Annotated in this window: 17 protein-coding genes; 9 read left to right on the forward strand and 8 right to left on the reverse strand. The window is 72.5% G+C overall.

Annotated features, from left to right (window positions below; translation table 11 throughout):
• The first annotated feature begins 85 nt into the window (after positions 1-85).
• The 3 genes from nirD to AB0J42_RS31525 are packed head-to-tail and all read left to right on the forward strand — an operon-like array spanning position 86 to position 2,392.
• Entirely contained in the window at positions 86-412 is a 327-nt protein-coding gene (nirD, locus tag AB0J42_RS31515; RefSeq protein ID WP_364300883.1) for a nitrite reductase small subunit NirD, read from the forward strand.
• A 31-nt stretch (positions 413-443) separates the two neighbouring features.
• Positions 444-1,439: an iron-containing redox enzyme family protein gene (locus AB0J42_RS31520; protein ID WP_364300885.1), complete on the forward strand. Its 996-nt coding sequence runs from the start codon at positions 444-446 to the stop codon at positions 1,437-1,439.
• The gene (locus AB0J42_RS31525) at positions 1,439-2,392 is read left to right on the forward strand and encodes a glycosyltransferase family 2 protein (protein WP_364300888.1); all 954 of its coding nucleotides are present in this window, start codon (positions 1,439-1,441) and stop codon (positions 2,390-2,392) included. Before AB0J42_RS31520 ends, AB0J42_RS31525 begins: the two co-directional genes overlap by 1 nt.
• A gap of 219 nt (positions 2,393-2,611) precedes the next feature.
• Here AB0J42_RS31525 and AB0J42_RS31530 read toward each other — a convergent pair whose 3' ends face one another.
• Positions 2,612-2,848 carry a CDGSH iron-sulfur domain-containing protein gene (locus AB0J42_RS31530; RefSeq protein ID WP_364300891.1) on the reverse strand — a complete coding sequence of 79 codons (237 nt, stop codon included), beginning with the start codon at positions 2,846-2,848 and terminating at the stop codon, positions 2,612-2,614.
• Between the two features lie 379 nt (positions 2,849-3,227).
• On the opposite strand from AB0J42_RS31530, the gene AB0J42_RS31535 reads away from it, so the two are divergent.
• The gene (locus AB0J42_RS31535) at positions 3,228-3,755 is read left to right on the forward strand and encodes a hypothetical protein (protein ID WP_364300893.1); all 528 of its coding nucleotides are present in this window, start codon (positions 3,228-3,230) and stop codon (positions 3,753-3,755) included.
• A 74-nt stretch (positions 3,756-3,829) separates the two neighbouring features.
• Entirely contained in the window at positions 3,830-4,462 is a 633-nt protein-coding gene (locus AB0J42_RS31540; protein WP_364300896.1) for a class I SAM-dependent methyltransferase, read from the forward strand.
• Here the strand turns inward: AB0J42_RS31540 and AB0J42_RS31545 are convergent, their stop codons facing one another.
• A complete protein-coding gene (locus AB0J42_RS31545) occupies positions 4,463-4,699 on the reverse strand; it encodes a hypothetical protein (protein ID WP_364300898.1) in 237 nt (78 codons plus the stop codon).
• 247 nt (positions 4,700-4,946) lie between these two features.
• On the opposite strand from AB0J42_RS31545, the gene AB0J42_RS31550 reads away from it, so the two are divergent.
• Positions 4,947-6,866: a Xaa-Pro dipeptidyl-peptidase gene (locus tag AB0J42_RS31550; protein WP_364300900.1), complete on the forward strand. Its 1,920-nt coding sequence runs from the start codon at positions 4,947-4,949 to the stop codon at positions 6,864-6,866.
• 46 nt (positions 6,867-6,912) lie between these two features.
• Here AB0J42_RS31550 and AB0J42_RS31555 read toward each other — a convergent pair whose 3' ends face one another.
• The 4 genes from AB0J42_RS31555 to AB0J42_RS31570 all read right to left on the reverse strand — a co-directional run bounded on the left by AB0J42_RS31555 (position 6,913) and on the right by AB0J42_RS31570 (position 12,847).
• Positions 6,913-9,135: a hypothetical protein gene (locus tag AB0J42_RS31555; RefSeq protein ID WP_364300902.1), complete on the reverse strand. Its 2,223-nt coding sequence runs from the start codon at positions 9,133-9,135 to the stop codon at positions 6,913-6,915.
• A gap of 175 nt (positions 9,136-9,310) precedes the next feature.
• A complete protein-coding gene (locus AB0J42_RS31560) occupies positions 9,311-10,021 on the reverse strand; it encodes a hypothetical protein (RefSeq protein WP_364300904.1) in 711 nt (236 codons plus the stop codon).
• A gap of 202 nt (positions 10,022-10,223) precedes the next feature.
• Positions 10,224-11,459, reverse strand: a complete 1,236-nt coding sequence (locus AB0J42_RS31565; protein WP_364300906.1) for an MFS transporter — start codon at positions 11,457-11,459, stop codon at positions 10,224-10,226.
• A 635-nt stretch (positions 11,460-12,094) separates the two neighbouring features.
• Positions 12,095-12,847, reverse strand: coding sequence for a hypothetical protein (locus tag AB0J42_RS31570; protein WP_364300908.1), 753 nt, complete (start codon positions 12,845-12,847; stop codon positions 12,095-12,097).
• A 218-nt stretch (positions 12,848-13,065) separates the two neighbouring features.
• Between AB0J42_RS31570 and AB0J42_RS31575 the strand changes: the two genes are divergently transcribed.
• Both AB0J42_RS31575 and AB0J42_RS31580 read left to right on the forward strand, forming a co-directional pair.
• Positions 13,066-14,322: a Scr1 family TA system antitoxin-like transcriptional regulator gene (locus tag AB0J42_RS31575; RefSeq protein ID WP_364300910.1), complete on the forward strand. Its 1,257-nt coding sequence runs from the start codon at positions 13,066-13,068 to the stop codon at positions 14,320-14,322.
• Between the two features lie 165 nt (positions 14,323-14,487).
• Positions 14,488-15,321, forward strand: coding sequence for an SAM-dependent methyltransferase (locus tag AB0J42_RS31580; protein ID WP_364300912.1), 834 nt, complete (start codon positions 14,488-14,490; stop codon positions 15,319-15,321).
• Positions 15,322-15,407: 86 nt separating this feature from the next.
• Here AB0J42_RS31580 and AB0J42_RS31585 read toward each other — a convergent pair whose 3' ends face one another.
• Complete coding sequence (locus tag AB0J42_RS31585) at positions 15,408-16,223, reverse strand: DUF4253 domain-containing protein (protein ID WP_364300914.1); 816 nt, start codon at positions 16,221-16,223, stop codon at positions 15,408-15,410.
• A gap of 113 nt (positions 16,224-16,336) precedes the next feature.
• On the opposite strand from AB0J42_RS31585, the gene AB0J42_RS31590 reads away from it, so the two are divergent.
• Positions 16,337-16,927 (forward strand): HAD-IA family hydrolase, encoded by a 591-nt coding sequence (locus AB0J42_RS31590; protein ID WP_364300916.1) that lies wholly within the window; start codon positions 16,337-16,339, stop codon positions 16,925-16,927.
• A 113-nt stretch (positions 16,928-17,040) separates the two neighbouring features.
• Here AB0J42_RS31590 and AB0J42_RS31595 read toward each other — a convergent pair whose 3' ends face one another.
• On the reverse strand, positions 17,041-18,138 hold the full coding sequence (locus AB0J42_RS31595) for a TIGR03118 family protein (RefSeq protein ID WP_364300918.1): 1,098 nt from the start codon (positions 18,136-18,138) through the stop codon (positions 17,041-17,043).
• Between the last annotated feature and the right edge of the window lie 127 nt (positions 18,139-18,265).

Raw genomic sequence — 18,265 nt, forward strand, 5'->3', positions numbered from 1 at the left:
GGGGTCGAGCGAGCAGGGCGGTAACCCAGCGGCACCTCGGGTGCATCAGCAGCATCTCAGCTACCGACAAGAGGATGGTGCACCAGTGAGCTGGGTGAACGTCTGCGGTTATGACCTGTTGCTGCCCGAGCGCGGCGTCTGCGCGCTGGTGGGCGGCGAGCAGGTCGCGGTCTTCCGCACCTACGACGGCAGCGTGTACGCGCTGGGCAACCGCGACCCGTTCAGCGGCGCGTACGTGCTCTCGCGCGGGATCGTCGGCACCAGGAAGGGCGAGCCGACCGTCGCCTCGCCGCTGCACAAGCAGGTCTTCTCGCTGGTGACCGGGCACTGCCTGGACGAGCCCGCGGTGGCGGTGCCCGTCTACCGGGCCCGGGTGGACGGCGGCAGCGTGCACGTGGCCGTGGGCGTTTGATCATCCGGCCCCCGGGCAGCTCAGGGGCCTGATGCGACTGCCCGAAGCCCGGGGTCCGATCACGGCCCGCCTGTTCGCGTCGCTCGCCGGGGAGCCCGGCGAGGCGGTGCTCGTTACGCCCGTGCCCGGCGGCGACCCGCTCCACGACGGTGACCTGCAGCTGGCCTTGTTCGCCTGCTACGAGCTGCACTACCAGGGCTTCGACGACGTGGACGAGCGCTGGGAGTGGGAGCCGTCGCTGCTGGGGGTGCGCGCCGGGCTGGAGCGTCACTTCGAGGAGGCGCTGGCCGCGGCGGTGCCCCGGCCCCGGCCGGTGGCGCCCGGGCAGGTGCGGCGGGCGCTCGCGGACCTGTGCCGCGCCGGGGACGGGCCGCTGTCGCGGCACCTGCAGCGCCGGGCCACCCTCGACCAGTTCCGCGAGTTCGTCGTGCACCGCTCGATCTACCACCTCAAGGAGGCCGACCCGCACACCTGGGCCATCCCGCGGCTGCGCGGCCGGGCCAAGGCGGCGCTGGTCGAGATCCAGGCCGACGAGTACGGCGGCGGGCGGCGCGAGCGCATGCACTCCGAGCTGTTCCGGGCCACCATGCGCGGCCTCGGGCTCGACGACGCCTACGGCGCCTACCTGGACCGGGTGCCCGGCATCACGCTCGCCGTCTCCAACCTGATGTCGCTGTTCGGGCTGCACCGGCGCCGCCGCGGCGCGCTCGCCGGGCACCTCGCCGCCCTGGAGATGACCTCCTCGCTGCCGAACCGCCGCTACGCCGCCGGGCTGCGGAGGCTCGGCGGCGACGACGCCGCCGCGCTCTTCTACGACGAGCACGTCCAGGCCGACGCGGTGCACGAGCAGGTCGCCGCGCACGACCTGTGCGGGGGGCTGGCCGCCGACGACCCGGCGCTCACCGGAGACATCCTGTACGGGGCGGCGTGCGCGCTCGAAGTCGACCGGCTCTGGGCCGAGCAGGTCCTGGGCCGCTGGGAACGCGGCGAGTCGTCGCTGGAGGCCGCCGGGCACCTGGTGTCCTGATGGACCTCGACTACGTGCTGCCGCTGCGGTGGGAGTCCGGCGAAGGGCTGGACGAGCTGACCGGGTACCTGGCGTGGCTGGCGGGGCTGGTGCGGGTGATCGTGGTGGACGGCAGCCCGGGGCCGCTGTTCGCGGCGCACGCGCGCCGGTGGCGGGGGCTTGTCGTGCACGTGCCGCCCGATCCCGGGCTGCGGTACGCGAACGGGAAGGTCAACGGGGTCACCACCGGGCTGCGGCTGGCGCGGGCCGAGCGGGTGGTGATCGCCGACGACGACGTCCGTTACGACGAGGCGGGGCTGGTGGCGGTCCATCGGCTGCTGGGGGAGTACGACCTGGTGCGGCCGCAGAACTACTTCCTGCCGATGCCCTGGCACGCGCGCTGGGACACCGCCCGCACCCTGCTCAACCGGGCGCTCGGCGCGGACTACCCGGGCACGCTGGGGGTCCGGCGGTCCCGCCTGGGTGCCGGTTACGACGGGGACGTGCTCTTCGAGAACCTGGAGCTCATTCGTACCGTGCAGGCCCGTGGCGGGCGGGTGGTGAGCGCGCCCGGCCTGTACGTGCGGCGGCTGCCGTGCTCGGCGCGGCGCTTCTGGTCGCAGCGGGTCCGGCAGGCCTACGACGACCTGGCCCAGCCCGCCCGGCTGGCGCTGTCCCTTTCGCTGCTACCGGTCGCGGGGGTGGCGGTGGCGCGGCGGGCCTACCGGCCGCTGCTGGCGGGTGCCGCGCTGGCCGTCCTGCTTGCCGAGGCTGGACGCCGCCGGGCGGGTGGGAGCGCGGTCTTCCCCGCCGGCGCGTCCCTGTTCGCCCCGGTCTGGCTTCTGGAGCGGGGTGTCTGCGGCTGGCTCGCCCTGGCGGCGGCCATCACGGGCGGGGTTCCCTACGCGGGGCGCAGACTCCGCCGTGCCGCCCACTCTCTCCGCTGGCTCCGCCGCCACGCGTATGGGCTCTAGCTCCAGAGGAGGGTTGCCGCCGGTGGAGCCGCCCGCACTCGTTGGGGCGGGCTCCGGCGGCTGGTTGCGCGCCCGCACCTGTTGGGGCGGGCTCCGGGGTGGCTGCGCCCGCACCCGCGACCGGTGGATCCGCCCGCACCGTAGGGTGGCTGCGCCTGTGCCCCCTGCTGGTGGCTCCTGCGTCACTGGTAGGGGACGTGTCTCAGCGGGTCCTCGCCGTCACCCCGGGTGGCCGTTGGGGGATGGGGTGCTGGGGGCGCGGAAGCCGGTGGTTTTGTGGGAGCCGTCGCAGAAGGGTTTGCGTGCGGAGCGGCCGCAGCGGCAGAGGGCGACGGTTGCCCGGCCGGGTGGGATGGGTTCGCCGTCCTGGGTGACGAGTTCGAAGGGACCGCGTATCAGGAGTGGGCCGTCCTCACACAGGGTCACGGTCACCGGCTCGTTCCTCTTGTGCCGCATGCGTGCCCTCTGCCCCAGGAGGAGGGGTCTAATCGGTCATGTCTGCCGTGCCGGGTCGACAGGCGGGAAGACATGGGCGCCCGGGTGGGCTGCGGGAAGCACACAGCGCCGGTCGGCGTCGACCATGGTGCAGCGCTCGGCAGCCTCGCGCTGAGGCAGCGGATCGGGGTCCGTGGTCACTGAAAGGACGCTATAGGCGAGACACCACCAGATAGGTATCGAGGCGGCAACGATCACACCTCTGAACGATCTCGACAAATCGGGTGAACTGTTCTTGTTACGTGATACCCGGCCGATCACGCACGGAGCCGGTAAAGGACTCGTCCGGAGTAAATCAAGGGCGCATTCGGCATGGATCGCCACGGGAATAGCTGCGGCCATGAGCATGAAATACCTGCGCAGGGGCCTCCTGCTGGCCATGGTCGTTCCGGCCCTCTTCACCGCGGGCTGCGCCGCGGACAGCAACGGGCAGGCGATGAAGGGCGCCGCGGCCTCCCCGACGAACGGCGAGACCGTGATGCCCGACAGCCCGATGCCCGGCGACTCGGCGTCCCCGACCGACACCGGGGCCGCCATGGAGTCGCCGCGAGCGGCGGTGGAGAGCTTCTACAAGGCGCTCGCGGAGGGTGACGCCGAGAAGGCCGCCCAGATGTTCACCTCCGACGGCGTGGCCGCCGTCCAGGGCAAGCAGACGGCCGAGGGCACCCAGGCCCTGACCGAGGCGTTCCAGGGCGAGAAGGTGACCGGGACGCCGAACATCGAGGAGTCGGAGAACCTGGGCAAGCAGGCGGCCTTCGTCACCGCGTCGGTCGGCGAGGGCGGCGACGCCACCCGCGGCTTCTTCCTGCTCAAGAAGGAAGGCGAGTCCTGGAAGATCAGCCGCTACATGAGCAACACCGCGGGCTGAGCGAGGCTCCGGCGTCCGGGCCGCCTGGGCGCCGGTCCCGCCTCGTCCGCTCCTGAGCGGCGTACGGTGGGGCCATGCAGGACGTCTCCCGGTTCCAGCATCCCCGGTTCGCTCGCGCGTACGACAGGATGAGCAGGCGGGCCGAGCCCGTGACCGCCGCGCTGCGCACCCGCCTGCTGGCCGGGCTGAGCGGGCGCGTCCTGGAGGTCGGCGCCGGCAACGGGCTCAGCTTCTCCCACTACCCGCCCGAGGTGCGCGAGGTCGTCGCGGTCGAGCCGGACGACGTGCTGCGCGCCGCCGCCGAGCGGGCCGCCGTGGCCGCCCCGGTCCCGGTACGGGTCGTGCCCGGACACGCGGGGGCGCTGCCGGGGGAGGCGGGCGCGTACGACGCGGCGGTGACCTCGCTGGTGCTCTGCTCCGTCCCCGACGTGCCTGCCGCGCTCGCCGAGCTGCGCCGGGTGGTCAGGCCCGGCGGCGAGCTGCGCTACTTCGAGCACGTGCGCTCCGGACGGGCGCTGCGCGGGCTGCTGCAGGACCTCGCCACCCCCGTCTGGTCGCGGGTGGCGGGCGGCTGCCACCCCAACCGCGACACCGCGGCCGCCATCCGCGCGGCCGGGCTGGTCATCGAGGAGCACGACCGGGTCGACTACCGGCCGCCCGGCGCGCCCCCGCTCACGCACATCCTCGGCCGGGCCCGCAATCCCTGATCAGCCCTCGCCGGGCAGCCGCGGGCTGATCCGGCCCTGGTCGACCAGGGCCAGGTAGACGGCGAAGGCGCCGTGCGTCCACATCGCGGCCTGCGACGACGTCAGCGTGACCTCCTCACCCTCGTGGGTGCGGATCACGTAGCCGTCGGGCGGCTCGCGCCGCCACCCGGCCAGCATCCCCTCGTGGACGAGCACGTCGAGCATCCCCGTCAGGTATTCGCGTCCGGTGGCGAACACGGCGTGAGCCTCCTCGCGTCTCTCGCGCGATCCCCCGCCTGCCCCTCAATTGTGCGTCGTCACGGGAAGACGCGCAGCTCCCCGGCGGCTCCGGCACCGCCTGGGAGACCGACGGCGGTGGCGGGGAGATGCGCAGCTCCCCGGCGTGGGTCTTCCGACAGCGCGCTGAACCGTAGTGGAGAGATCTTGTCAGGGCGGCGGGCGTCTGAGAGATTGCTCCTACTTTGCCCAGTCACGGAGGTCATGCGTGCCACCCTTACGCCCTGCCCTCGTCGCCGCCGCCCTCATCCTGGGAACGGCCACACCCGTCCAGGCGGCCCCCGGCCCCGAGATCACCGTCAAGAACGGCCGGACGCAGCCGGTCTTCTCCTACGCCGACGCCGTCCGCGAGCACGTGTACGTCGAATCGACCGTGGACAGCGACGCCGACGGCAGGCTCGACCGGGTCCGCGTCGACATCATCAGGCCCAAGGAGTCCGGCCCGGGACTCAGGGTGCCCGTCATCATCGACGAGAGCCCGTACTACGACAACTCCGGGCGCGGCAACGAAGGCGAGCGGAAGATCTACGACGACGACGGGAACGTCGCGAGATTCCCCCTCTTCTACGACAACTACTTCGTGCCGCGCGGCTACGCAGTCCTCAACGTCGACATGCTCGGCACCACCCTGTCCGACGGCTGCCCCGACATCGGCGGCAAGGCCGACGTGCTGGGCGGCAAGGCCGTCATCGACTGGCTCAACGGCCGGGCCAGGGCCTACCGCGCCGACGGCAGCCCCGCCGTCGCCGACTGGACCACCGGCAGATCCGCCATGATCGGCAAATCGTACGACGGCACGCTCGCCAACGCCGTCGCCGCCACCGGCGTGCGCGGCCTGGAGACGATCGTGCCCATCTCCGCGATCAGCTCCTGGTACAAGTACCAGCGCTCCAACGGCGTGATCTACAACTACGACTACGCCTCCTGGCTGGCCGACTACATCGACACCGACCCCGAGCCCAAGTGCCAGGCCGTGCGCGACCGGATGGACGCCGAGGACGGCGACGACACCGGGAACTACAACGCCTTCTGGGCCGAGCGCGACTACATCGGCGGCCTGCTCGGCGACGTCTCCAAGGTGCGGGCGAGCGTCTTCGTCGCGCACACCGTCAACGACCTCAACGTCAAGCCCGACAACTTCTCCGCCTGGTGGGAGGCGCTGGCCAAGCGGGGCGTGCCCCGCAAGATCTGGGTCGGCCAGTACCAGCACGTCGACCCGTTCGACTTCGAAGGCCGCCGGGGGATCTGGGTCGACCAGCTGCACCGCTGGTTCGACCACTGGCTGCACGGCGTGCGCAACGACATCATGCGGGAACCCCGCGCCGACGTGCAGGTCGGCCCCACCCAGTGGATCACCGAGCGCGACTGGCCGGCGCCCCGCGCGCACAGGCTGACCCTGCGCCCGTCCGCCGACGGCTCCCTCCGCCTCCTGCCCGGACGCAAGGCCACCGCGAGCTTCACCGACGTGGCCATGACCGAATCCGACATGGTGTCCGACGTGGGCACCGCCAACCCGGGACGGATCGCGTACACCACCGGACCGCTCCCCCTCAACCTGCGCCTGTCCGGCACCCCGGTCGCCGACCTGCGCGTCAAACTCGACCGGCCCACCGCCAACCTGACCGCCCTGCTCGTCGACTTCGGCGACGACACCCGCCTCGACTGGCGGCGCGGCCAGGGCATCACCACCCTCACCGAGGAGGACTGCTGGGGCGACAGCACCGCCGCCGACGACGGCTGCTACCGCAAGGTCGTCACCAACACCGCCAACCGTCCCGTCGAGGTCGTCGCGCGCGGCTGGATCGACGTGCAGAACCGACTCTCGCTCAGCCGCTCCACGCCGCTGCCGGTCGGCACGTACGGGCGAGTCAAGTGGGAGACGCTGCCGCAGGACTACACGTTCAAGAAGGGACACCGGATCGGGCTCGTGATCGCGGGCACCGACGCCACCTACAGCGGCGAGACGGGCACCGGCGCGGCCGTCACCGTCGACCTGCAGAAGAGCTCGATCGCGTTCCCGGTCGTGCTCGGGACGCCGCTGGAGAGCGTGCCGCAGGACACGGCGCGGTTCATGGGGCCGCGGGAGCTGGTCCTGCCGGAGCCGGACAAGGAGTTCTCGTTCTTCTGATCTGACCCGCCGAACGGGCCCCGGGCGGACTCCGCCCGGGGTCCTCTCATTCGCGGGCCTGCGGGCAGTTGCTCCAGTAGCCGCCGTCCGCGTCGGGGATGAGGGCGCCCTTGTCGCTGGTGACGGTCCACGACACCATCATCGTGAGCGTGCCCTCGGCCTCGGCGGTCCCGCTGTCGTTCGTGGCGGTGCCCGCCCAGTGGACGGTGATGACCCCCGACTCGGTGACGGGCGGGCCGTCGCAGCCTGGGCGGGAGGCCGGGGCGCGGACGGTGAAGGTGTTGCCGGAGAGGGCGATGCCGTTCGAGCCGGAGAACGAGGTGACGCGGCAGTCGCCGGTGCAGGTCAGCTTGAACGTCCCGGTCCGGCGCTCGCCCAGGCGCACCGACGTGGGGGAGATCGCCGCCTCGGGCGCCCCGCTCGCCGCCTTGTCGCCGGGGTCTGTTCTGGTGAAGGTGCCGGGGTCCGCCTGGGAGGTGTCGCCGTCGTCCGTCTCCGCGGTGGTTCCGGTGTTCTCGGGGTTCGCCTCCCCGGTGCCTTCGGAGTCCGCCGGTACGGGGGACGTCCACGGGTCCGCTGGGCCCGCGCTCGGAGCGGGGACGGGAGACTGGCGCTCGCGGCTCTCGATCCCGGCCCAGACCAGGCCCGCGACCAGCATGACCACTCCGACGATGAGCGCCGCCCGGACGAGCCACTGCAGCGAGATCCGCGCCTCCGGGTTGTCCTCGTCCGGCCGCTCCCGCCAGAACTCGTCCCACGTCTCCCCGCCTTCCTCGGCGGGCGGGGCCGTGAAGACCAGTTTGTCCCCGTACTGGCTGACCGGGGTCCTGCCGCTCCGCCACCCGGGGTCGAGCGACCGCAACGGGGCGTGCTGGCGGGGCGGGTCGTCGCTCTGCCGCGGCGGCGGGATCCTGATCTGCTCGCGCGACTCCTCGTCGTTCCGAGGTGGTCTGTACGGCGCGTTGCCGCCCTTGGCGCGGAGGTTCGGTGTCTCGTCCCAGCTCGGCGGAGCGAAGCGGGGACCCGGTGTCTCCTTCCCGGGCTGGTCCGCGGTGGTGGGGCCGGGCGTCTCCTCGCGGCCGGCGTCCGCCGGTTCCTCGGCAGTGGCGGGCTCATTCTCGGGTTCGGGGCCCGTGCCCCAGTGCGGAGGGGCGGACCTGGGGGCGGGGGGTTCCGGCTCGTCGGGGCGGCGGGGCGGGGGGCGGAGCGGGAGGAAGTCGCCGCGTTTCCGGTACGGGATGGTGTCGCCGGAGGACTTCCGGTACGGGATCGTGTCGCCGGAGGAGCCGTCCGGAGGCGTCAGACCGGTGGGTAACAGCCGCTCGCCCGTCTGGTGGGCGGCCCGCAGCAGCGCCTCGGCCGTGCCGGGCGGAGAGGACACCCGCCGGGCCCGGCCCGGGGACTCCGTTTCGGGAGGAGCGCCCTGGCCGGCGGCGGCCGCGCCCGCCGCCGGCCAGGGGTTGTCCCTGGTCTCCGTCGTGGGGCCGGGGACCAGGGAGATCAGCGCGGGCGGCGGCTCCATCAGGCCGCGCGCCTGCGCCGGGAACCCGTCGGAGCGCCACGCCGCCGGGTCACTGGGCAGCGGGTCACCCCATCCGGGCTGGTCTCGTAACGTGTCGGGGACCGCCGTCAGCGGCAGGTCCAGCAGGAGCAGCCCGGCCCGCGCCGTGTCGCGGGGCGCCGCCTGGCAGGCCGGGCAGGAGCGGATGTGCCGGGCGATCCGGGTGCGGTTGCGCCGGCCGGGCGCCTTGGCCCAGTCCGTCATCCGGATCGCCAGCCGCGCGCATCCGTCACGGGTCCGCGCCGCGCGCACCGCCGCGACCCACTCTTCGAGCCGGTCCGCGGCCTGCGCGATCATGGTGTTGACCTGGATCGCCTCGACGTCGAAGATCGCCGCGATCTCGGCGCTCGCCAGTTCGTGCCGTACAGATAGGTCGAGCAGTTCCCGATGCGGCGGGTCGAGTGCGCGCAGGGCGTCGGCCACCAGGTCCGGCGCGCCCGGCCGCTTCCACGAGCCGATGCTGCCCGGCCTGGCCGCCGCGACGCCCGCCCGATGACAGCGGGCGAGCGCGTACAGCCAGGGACGCAGCAGCGCGCGGTCGCGCAGCCGCTCCCCGTGCACGTGCGCCGAGAGCAGCGCCCCGGCGACGGCGAGCTCCGCGTCGGACGGGGACAGCCCCGTGCGGCAGTAGTCGTAGAGGTGCCTCCCGTGCTGCTCGCACAGCCTGCCGACGGCTTCGCGCGCCTCGTTGGACAGCGTCCGCCACATGATCGACTAATCCTCCAGTCAGCACGGTGTCCCTCGCCCGGCCCTGGTTGTGCCGAGGCCCGCTAGACGGCCTCCGGGATGGTGAGTTCGGGGTCGCCGGCGACGGATCGGGCACCGTCCACACCGGCCGCTGGCGTGGTGCCGGCGACCCCCGTCCCAAGGAGGAGGGCGGCGCTCACGACGCCCTCCGTGCCGACCGGTTCAGCGTGACCGGGCGGCCTGTCGCCCGCGACAGCGCCCACCACGCGCTGCACAGGTTCGAGGTGAGCAGCGTCCGGTCGTTGGCCGCGCCGAGCGTGCCCAGCACCGGCAGCGTCGCCATCCCGCTGCTGGCGAACAGGATCACCGCGTCACGGGGCAGGTTCGCCTGCTTCACCTGGTCGGCCAGTTCGGCTGGAGTGATGTCGTACGGGGAGAAACCGCCCTGCGCCCGCACCGGCAGGACGCCGGCGATCCGCATCCCCGCCGCCTTCCAGAACCGCTCGGCCAGCTCCGTCAGCCACGGCTGGAACGGCGAGACGATGTGCACCTCATCGACCCCGAGATGCTCGATCGCCTCCATCACCGCCACCGTCGCCGTCGCGAACGGCACCCCGAACCGCTCGCTCATCCGCTCGCACTCGTCCAGATCCTCATCCGGATCGAGCAGGTAGCGGGGGCCGTCGCAGGCCATGATGAGCGCGTCGAGCGCCAGGTCGCCGAACGAGCGGGCCATCGCGGGCAGCGCCGCGTTGTAGCCCTCCAGCCGTTCCGCCAGCGCCAGCCCCGGACGTACCGGGAACCTGCTGACGTGCATGTCGGCGCGCGAGCCGAGCAGGCGGGTCAGCTCCGGCTCCGCCGACGGGTTCGCGGGCGGCACCAGCACGCCCACCCTGCCGCGGCTCATGCCGACCTCCCGCCGGGCTCCCCAGGCGGCACGTCCGGCCCTCTGCCCGGCGCGCCGCCGAACGACCCGGCCGGCCGCCCGGACAGGTGCCGGACGCGGTGCGGCCGGTGCGCCGCCCTCGTGGAGCTCTGAGCGGCCGTTCGGGTCCCGCGCACGGGAACCCCGTGGTGCTGCGGGCCGCGGACCTCGTCGGTGCGCATGATCACTCCTGTCCGTGGGGGTTGACCCAAGGGGCTGGCACGTCCTGGAGGCCGAGGCGGACCAGTTCCCGGTCGGCCTGACCTCGTACCTCGGTGAAGGCGGCGCGGAGCTCCAGCAGGAGCCCGCGGAGCGACTCGACCTCCTGCCGCGCCGCACGCAGAGAGGTCTGTACGGTGCGGCGCCGCCGTTCCACGACCAGCCGCCACATCGCGGCGGCGGCGGGCAGAGCGGTCACCGCCAGGCAGGCGAGCAGCACGGCGTCCCCGGGCTCGCCGGGGACGCCGCCCATGGTCAGGGCCGCCGCGCCTGCCAGTCCCGCGGCGGCCCCGACCAGGCGGGCGGTGTCCACCGCGGCCACACCGGCAGCGAGACGTTCCCGCCCGGCCGCCGCGGCTCCCATCGCGAGCGCGCCGGTGGCCAGCGCGCCCAGCCCGGCGCCCGCCAGCAGAGCGCCGGCGAGCATCCCGTACGGCGGGTACGGGCGAGCCAGCAGCAGCGCCGCCCCCGCACACCCCAGCGTCAGCGCGGAGGTCCACCCCCACACGCCGCCCCTGGCCAGAGCGAGAACCGCCGCCACCCCCGCCACCGCCAGCAACGCCCGCAGCACCCCGGAAGCGGCACCCACCGAACGCGGCAACCCGCCACGGCACGCCGCAGCCGACTCTCCTGCACCGCCGGAAGCGGCACCCACGGAACGCGGCAACACCGGCGCGAACAGCAGCAACACCGCCGCCGTCACCGCCCCCGGCAGGAACAGCCCCCGCCAGCCGAACGTATCCAGCAGCCACCCGCCGCCCGCCAGCATCCCCAGCGCCCCGCCCGCACAGGCGGCCACCCACAGCCCCGCCCCGGTGGCCCGCCGCCTCTCCGGCAACTCGCCGAGCAGCATCCCCAGCGCGGCCGGGACCATCAGCGCGATCCCCGCCCCCTGCCCGAGCCGCGCCCCCACCAGCACCGCCCACGACGGCGCCACGATCACCGCGGACGCCCCCAGCACGTACAGCGCCAGCCCGACGGCCAGCACGTCCCGCCGCCCCACCAGATCGGCCATCCGCCCCGCCACGCCCAGCATCGCGGTCGCGGCGACCAGAGTCACGACCCCCGCCCACGCGATGTCCGCCCGTGAGAGCGCCACCCCCAGCGCGTCCAGATCCACCATCGGCGCGGCCAGCATCCCGGCCACCCAATCCCCCATGACCACGCCGCCGGCCACCCCGGCGAAAACCCCCAGCCCCACCTTCTTCGCGGTCTTCCTACTGCGGTGGTCCTTCGGCTGGGCCGTTGCGGTGGCGGTCTCTGTCCTAGAGGTCCTTCTGCTGCTGTGGTTCTCCGCCTGCGCCGTCTGCGGCTCGGTGCTTCTTGCGGTCGCTCCGGCGGCGATGTCCCCCCGGCGTGCTGTCGTCCTCCTGCGGCGGGAGTTCCTCGACTGCGTCGTCTGCGCGGATGAACGACGGCCACCTGCTCGCCGCCTGCTCGATGGCGTGGGCCTCGAGGCCGTCGTGCCCTCATCGGACGTGGGAGGGAGTCCGGTCGTTTCCCCATGCGGGGTGTCGCGGTCCCACGCAATGTCCGCCGCGGGGATGGGCCAGCGCGGTTGAGGGAGGGTCGTTTCGTACGGAGTGGCGTCCGAGTTCGAGACGGAGTTCGCGGGCGGGATGGGCCGGCGCGGCTCAGAGACCGTCGTGTCGGGGGAGGGCCGGCGTGGCGCGGGGATGGGCCAGCGGGGGCGGGAGTCGTGCGGGCGCTCGGGGATGGGTCGGCCGGGGCGGGAGTCGTGCGGCGCGGGGATGGGCCGGCGGGGTTCTTGCGGGCGCGCGGGAGGCGGGGCCGGGCCGGTGGCCGGGCCGGGTAAGTGGTGCGCCGGGGGGCGGGTCATCGCGGCGTCGGGGCGCAGGCGCCGGAGACGGGCGGGGTGTCGGGGGAGAGGCCGGGTGGCCGGTTGGGCACGCTGGCCGCGACCACGCGCTCCGACAGGCAGGTGGTCAGCCGGGCGAGACGGGCGCGCGGCGGCACTTCGCCTCCCGCGACCGTGGTGGCGACCCGGAGGGCCAGCGACAGGTGTTCGGCGCAGCGGCGCCGTACCTTGGCCTCCAGGCCGACGACCTGGGCGAGGCGGAGCCGGAGCGGTTCCAGGGTGGCGGTGCGCTGCAGGCCGTCGAGGTCTTCCAGCCGTTCCGGCCAGCGCAGGTCGTCGCGGAGCCGCGCCTCGACCTCGGCGAGGATGTCGTCGGCGGCCCGGCCTTCCTGGCACAGCCGGGTGGCGATGGTGACCGCGGTGAAGGCGGTCAGGTCGTAGTCGGCGAGCCGGCCCGCCAGCGCGGCGGCGAGCACCTGGACGCGGTGGGTGAGGCCGTCGGCGCTCCAGCCGAGCACGAGCAGCCGGTCGGCGGCCGGTTCGACGTGCCAGCCGGTGAGCCGGAGCTCGCGCGCCATCCGGTGGTAGAGGCTCCACTTGTCGTCGTCGCCGTCCAGCCAGATCTGGACGCCGCCGAGCGGCAGGTCTGACACGTGCACAGGTGTGCCAGGTGGTGCGGACCGCGCGCAGATGCGCTGAATCACCCGCTCCTGCACGGGCGAGATCGTGGTTCTGGTGAACCAGGGACTGACCTGGTGATCGATGGTCACGTCCGGCCACCTCCCTGCCAGGCCCCTCTTCTGAGGGTCCGGCTGTCAGGTAACAGTTTCCACGTGTCGTACGATACTGGCTAAACGCGGGATAGTGTGTCAACTCTCAGTTTTCGTTCAATGAAGATGCCCCGGGTGCGGGAAGAGTGGCCCGCCCGGTCAGGACGTCCCGCCGGGGGCCGGGTCTACGCTTGATTGCGTATCAACAGGAGGCATGCGTGGCGAAGTTCGCCGAGCGACTCGACCTGGCGCTGGCCAAGCGCGGTTTCACCGGAGCTCAAGTCGCCGCAGCGCTCACCGAGGCCGGAATACCCATCACCCGCGCCTACGTCAGCCAGTTGCGCACGGGGAAACAGACCAACCCTACGCTCCAGGTGCTGCGGGCACTGGCCGCATGCCTTCAGGTGAGTGTGGGCTGGCTGGTCGGTGAGGACCATGTCGAGACCGGCACGGTCGAGGACCTGCAACTCCAGGCCGCCGGCATCGGCATGTCCGCCTCCGGGCTCTCGGAGAGCTCGCTCTCGGTGGTGCGGGGCGTGATCGAGCTGGCCCGCAAGGCCGAGGACCTGCCCGAGCAGCCCGAGCCCGCGCTGGAGATCCCCGAGGCGGCGGCGCCGCTGGACGAGCCGATGCGGCGCGCGCTCGGCGAGCGGCTCCGCTCGCTGCGCCTGGCCGCGCAGCTCTCGCCGGAGAAGGTGGAGGCGGTGCTCGGCAAGGGCGCCATCGCGGTCGAGGCGGTCGAGCAGGGCCGGATCGCCCCCGCCCCCGCCACCGTCGAGCGCCTGCTCACGTTGTACGGGGTGACCGCCATGCCCGCCCGCGAGTACGTCCTGTCGATCGCGCGCGGCGAGCGCGAGCTCGAATGGTACGACGCGAGCTCGTTCCCCGTCTGGCTGGCCACGACTTGCTCCATCGACAGCCGGGCCTCGGTGATCCGCACCTATCACACCCATTTCGTGCCGCCGCTGCTGCAGACCGAGGATTACGCGCTCGCGGCCATCGCCACGGCCGATCAAGGATCATTCCGGCACACCACGGCCGACGCCGCCGTGGATATTCTGGCGGCCCGCCAGCGGCTCATCCTGGGCCCGAAGGGGCCGGTCGTGTGGGCGGTCATGGACGAAGGAGTCCTGCTCCGTAAGATCACCGACACTCATGTCCTGCTGGAGCAGCTCGACCGGTTGATCGATTTCGCCAAGCGGCCCAATATCTCCCTCCATATCGTCCCGATGGAGGATCCCGCGTACGTTCCCCGTACCGGTCCGTTCACGCTCTGGCGTTTCGATGAGGCGTTCGAGCCGGACATCGCCTGCTCGCACGCGCTGGAGGCCGACGAGCTGATCACCGACGCCGTGCAGGTGGAGGCCTATCACCAGGCCTTCACCAAGCTGTCGGTCACCACCACGACCCGCGACGAGACCATTGACCTGCTGTGCGCTCATCGTGAAAGGCTCTCGCGTTCAACGGGAAACTGATCATTCCTCTACACCCGATAGAGCGAAAGAGCATAAATCCCAAAAAATCTAGGCCATAGTGCTTGGAGAAAGGGATTTTTGACTCATTATGAATTTGGGCAACCGAGTGGGGTCAGTAACCGGAACTTTCCCAGGAAAGTGGCGAGGGGAAAGGGGCGTCACCCAATGCGCCAGCGGGCTATCCGAAACCTGGCCAATCTCGACACCACCCATGCACGGGTCACACGCATACTCGACGCGGCGACGGGAGGAAAGAACAACTTCAGAGCTGACAGGGAGGCGGTCAACCGTTACGACGTGGCCGCCGAGATCACCACTGCTGCCGCACAGGCCATCCTCGGATACTTAACCAGGGTCGTACGCCACCTGGCGCTGGAGGGCGTCGACCAGTTCCTGATCGTGGGCAGCGGAGTACCGAGCGGCCTGCCACCGGGCCGCAGACTGCACGACATCGCACGGGAGACGCCGCGCACGGCGTCCGCCCGGGTGGTGTACATCGAGAACGACCCGATGGTGCTCGCCAACGCGCAGGCCACCATCGAGCCGATCACCGATCTCGTGCGGGTCGTCGAAGGCGACATCCCGCAGATCGACGAGATCCTGGACGACCGCGTCGTCCGCACGTTCGTGGACTGGAACCGGCCCATGGCCTGGGTCGTGGTCTCGGGCCACAACGTGAGCGACGAGGACCAGGCACGGCACGTCATCAAGCGGCTGCGGGAGAACGTGCCGCGGGGCAGCTATCTGGCCCTGCTGCAGACCACGTTCGACGGCATACCGTCAGAACTCCTGCCGGCGATCAACGATCTGCTGGCGATGACGCTGCCGGGGCACGCGGTCCGCACCCGTAAAGAGCTGGAGGCCCTGCTCGACGGGCTGGAACTGCTGGAACCGGGGTTGGTGTGGATCCCGGAGTGGCGGCCGGACGGCGCCGACGGCGCCTGTGCCGACCAGCCCGGCAGCTCGGGCAACTACGGGGCGGTCGCGCGGCTGCCGTGACCTGCGGGACACCGCCGCCCGGGCCGAGGGGACCACCCCCGACCCGGGGCGGCGGCGCCCGCGCGTCAGTCCCACCCGCCCGTGCGTCAGTCCCACCAGAAGGACCAGGCGTGCGAGCCGATCAGCTGTCCGGCGTATTCCTGGAGGTCGCCGGGGCCCTGCAGCACGTTGTCCGGGCAGAACGCCCAGTGCTCGGCCGCCACGTGCAGCGCGTGCTCCGGGTCGGCCGGCGGCGCGGCCACACTGATCTCCAGCGTGTTGAACCCGACGCCGACCAGCCGCGCCCCGAACCGGTCCTCCCAGCTGCGCACCACGGCGGCCAGCGGCACCATCCACTCGTTGTGGTGCAGCGCGCCCTGCCAGCCCATCGCGGCCAGCGCGTCGGCGCCCCTGTCCGCGGCCACCAGTCCCAGCGGCATGCCCCGCGGCGCCAGCTCGCCCGCGTACCACGCCGCCACGGCGTCCGGGTCGGCGACCAGCCGTCCGGGCGGCGCCGGGCCGGGACAGATCGCCCCGTACGGCTCAAGCTCCCCGAGGGAGTCGGCGGGCATCTGCGCCACCCACTCCTCCCAGACCTCCGCCATGAACCCCTCGGCGGTGAAGTGGTCGATCTGCACCGGATCGTCCGGCACCACCTGTCCTACCGACCAGGGCTGAGCGGACTCGTCCAGCAGGACCGGCCAGAGCCCGCTGCGCGGATGCTCGGCCAGGAACCGCCGCCAGTCGTCACCCGTCGCGGGCTCGTCGCTCATCCAGAACGCGGGCCTGACGGGCTCATGGCCGGTGTAGCCCGGGTCGGGCCAGATCACCTCGCCCTCGGGCAGCCCGATGGACAGGCTGCGCCCCCTGCCGCCGTCGGCGAACAGCCGGCCCAGCTCGCCCGGGAGCCGATGATCGTTCATGCCCTACCATTCCGAGACGGAATCCTGCCTCCGAGATGGTAGTGCCGCCGCTCGCTTCAGGACTTTTGTCCTGGGCGATCCCGGATAAGAGGCCGCGTGCGCACAATGGGGCCGTGACGACCTTCGACGCCATCCTGTGCGACCTCGACGGCGTGCTGCGCCAGTTCGACGACGCCGTCCAAGCCGACATCGACGCCCGCTACGGGCTGCCCGTCACCGCCACCGCCCTCGACCCCGCGATCATCACGCCCGCGACGCTCGGCCACATCACCCAGGCGCAGTGGGCCGAGTCGATCGTCGCCGCGCTGGGCGGGGGAGAGCAGGCGAGGAAGGCGGTCGAGGAGTTCACGGCGGTGCCGTTCCGGGTGGACGAGGAGGTACGGGCGCTGCTCGCGGCGGCGCGCGAGCGGATGCCTCTGGTCCTCGTCACCAACGCGATGGACACCCTGGACGAGCACCTCGCCCTGCTGGGGCTGACTTCCTTCGCGGACGCGGTGGTCAGCAGCGCCCGGGTCGGCGTGGCCAAACCCGACCGGCGCATCTACGAGATCGCCGCCGGGCTCGCCGGGGCCGCGCCGGACCGCTGCCTGTTCGTCGACGACCGCCTGGAGAACGTGACCGCCGCCCAGGCGCTCGGCATGACCGGCGTGCACTTCCGGACCGCCGCCGACCTCGCCGCCGTGCTCTCGCCATTCCGGTCCTGACCCCGTACGACCGCTGTGCTCTCGCCGTCGCGGCCCTGATCCCGTACCGGCCCTGACCCTGTACCGGCACGACCCGCGCGCGCCGCGCCGTGCCGGAAGGGTCACAAGGGCCGTCAGTAGCCTCCGTACGGCGACTTCGACCGGTTGTCGGCGCCCGGCAGCCTCGGCGCCGAGCCCTTCGCTCCGGCGGGACGGATCACGCCGAGCAGCCCGTGCTTGCCGCCGTCCATGCCGGCGGAGAACCAGAGCGTGTTCTCGCCGCCGGTCGCGGCCGTGCCCGGCTCCAGGTCCCACAGCCCGGGCAGCTTGATCGGCCGGTTGTCCGCGCCGCGCAGGGCGCCCAGGTGGCGGCCGCCCCGGTAGGCGTGGATGGTGCCGTCGCCGAAGTTGCCGACCAGCAGCGCGCCCGCGTACTTCCTGCCCATGCCGCGCGGCGCGGCGGTGAGCGCCCACGGCGCGTTCAGCCCGACGCGGGAGATGCGGCCGGTCAGCCGGCCGTTCAGGTCGAAGCGGCTGACGAAGCCCTTGCGGTCGCCGGCCACCGACTTGCCCGTCTTGGGGTCGCGCAGGGCGTAGGCCACCCAGACGTTCCCGTTCACGACGGCCACGTTGAACGGGTGGTAGTCGTCCGGCAGCGAACGGTCCCGGAACTGCGAGCGCGACAGCTTGATGCGCTTGAAGTCCTCGTCGAAGGCGTGCACCCGGCCGCCCGCGAAGTCCGCGGCCAGCAGGAAGGCGCCGTCGTCGGTCTCGGCCAGGGCCAGGCCCTTGTAGTCGGCGCCGCGGGTGAACGCGCCGATGATCGCGTTCTCCGGGTCGGCCTCGGCGTTCCAGCCGGTGATCGCGCCGCTGGGGCTGGAGAAGATGAACGTGGCCGGCTTGCCCTTGACGGTGAAGCCGTCACCACGGTTGAACACCTGCCCGGTCGGGGCGCCGCCGGGGATGGCGACCTCCGTCCGCTCCTTCTTGCCCTGCCCGGAGTAGACGGTGGCGGTGCCCGTGCCGGTGTTGGAGACCCACAGGGTCTTGCCCATGGCCAGCCCCCACGGGTTGACCAGTTTGGGGTCGGTGATCGCCGCTTTGCCGCGGACGTCGGACACCAGGTTGACCACGTCGAACCTGTCACGCTTGGGCGTGGCCTGGGCCGGGGGTGCGAGGGCGGCTGCCGTCGAGACCGCGACAGCGCAGGCCGTGATGATGCGTAACCGCATCCGTGCCTCCTTGTTAGCGCTTGTGACGCGAGATACGCGAGAGCCGGGACGCCGGTTCAGCGCTCTGTTCGCGCTGATGGGCGCGGGTGCACGAAGGGTGACGGGACGCCCACGCAGAAACCCAAAA

This window comes from Nonomuraea sp. NPDC049649, assembly GCF_040675175.1.
GTDB lineage: Bacteria > Actinomycetota > Actinomycetes > Streptosporangiales > Streptosporangiaceae > Nonomuraea.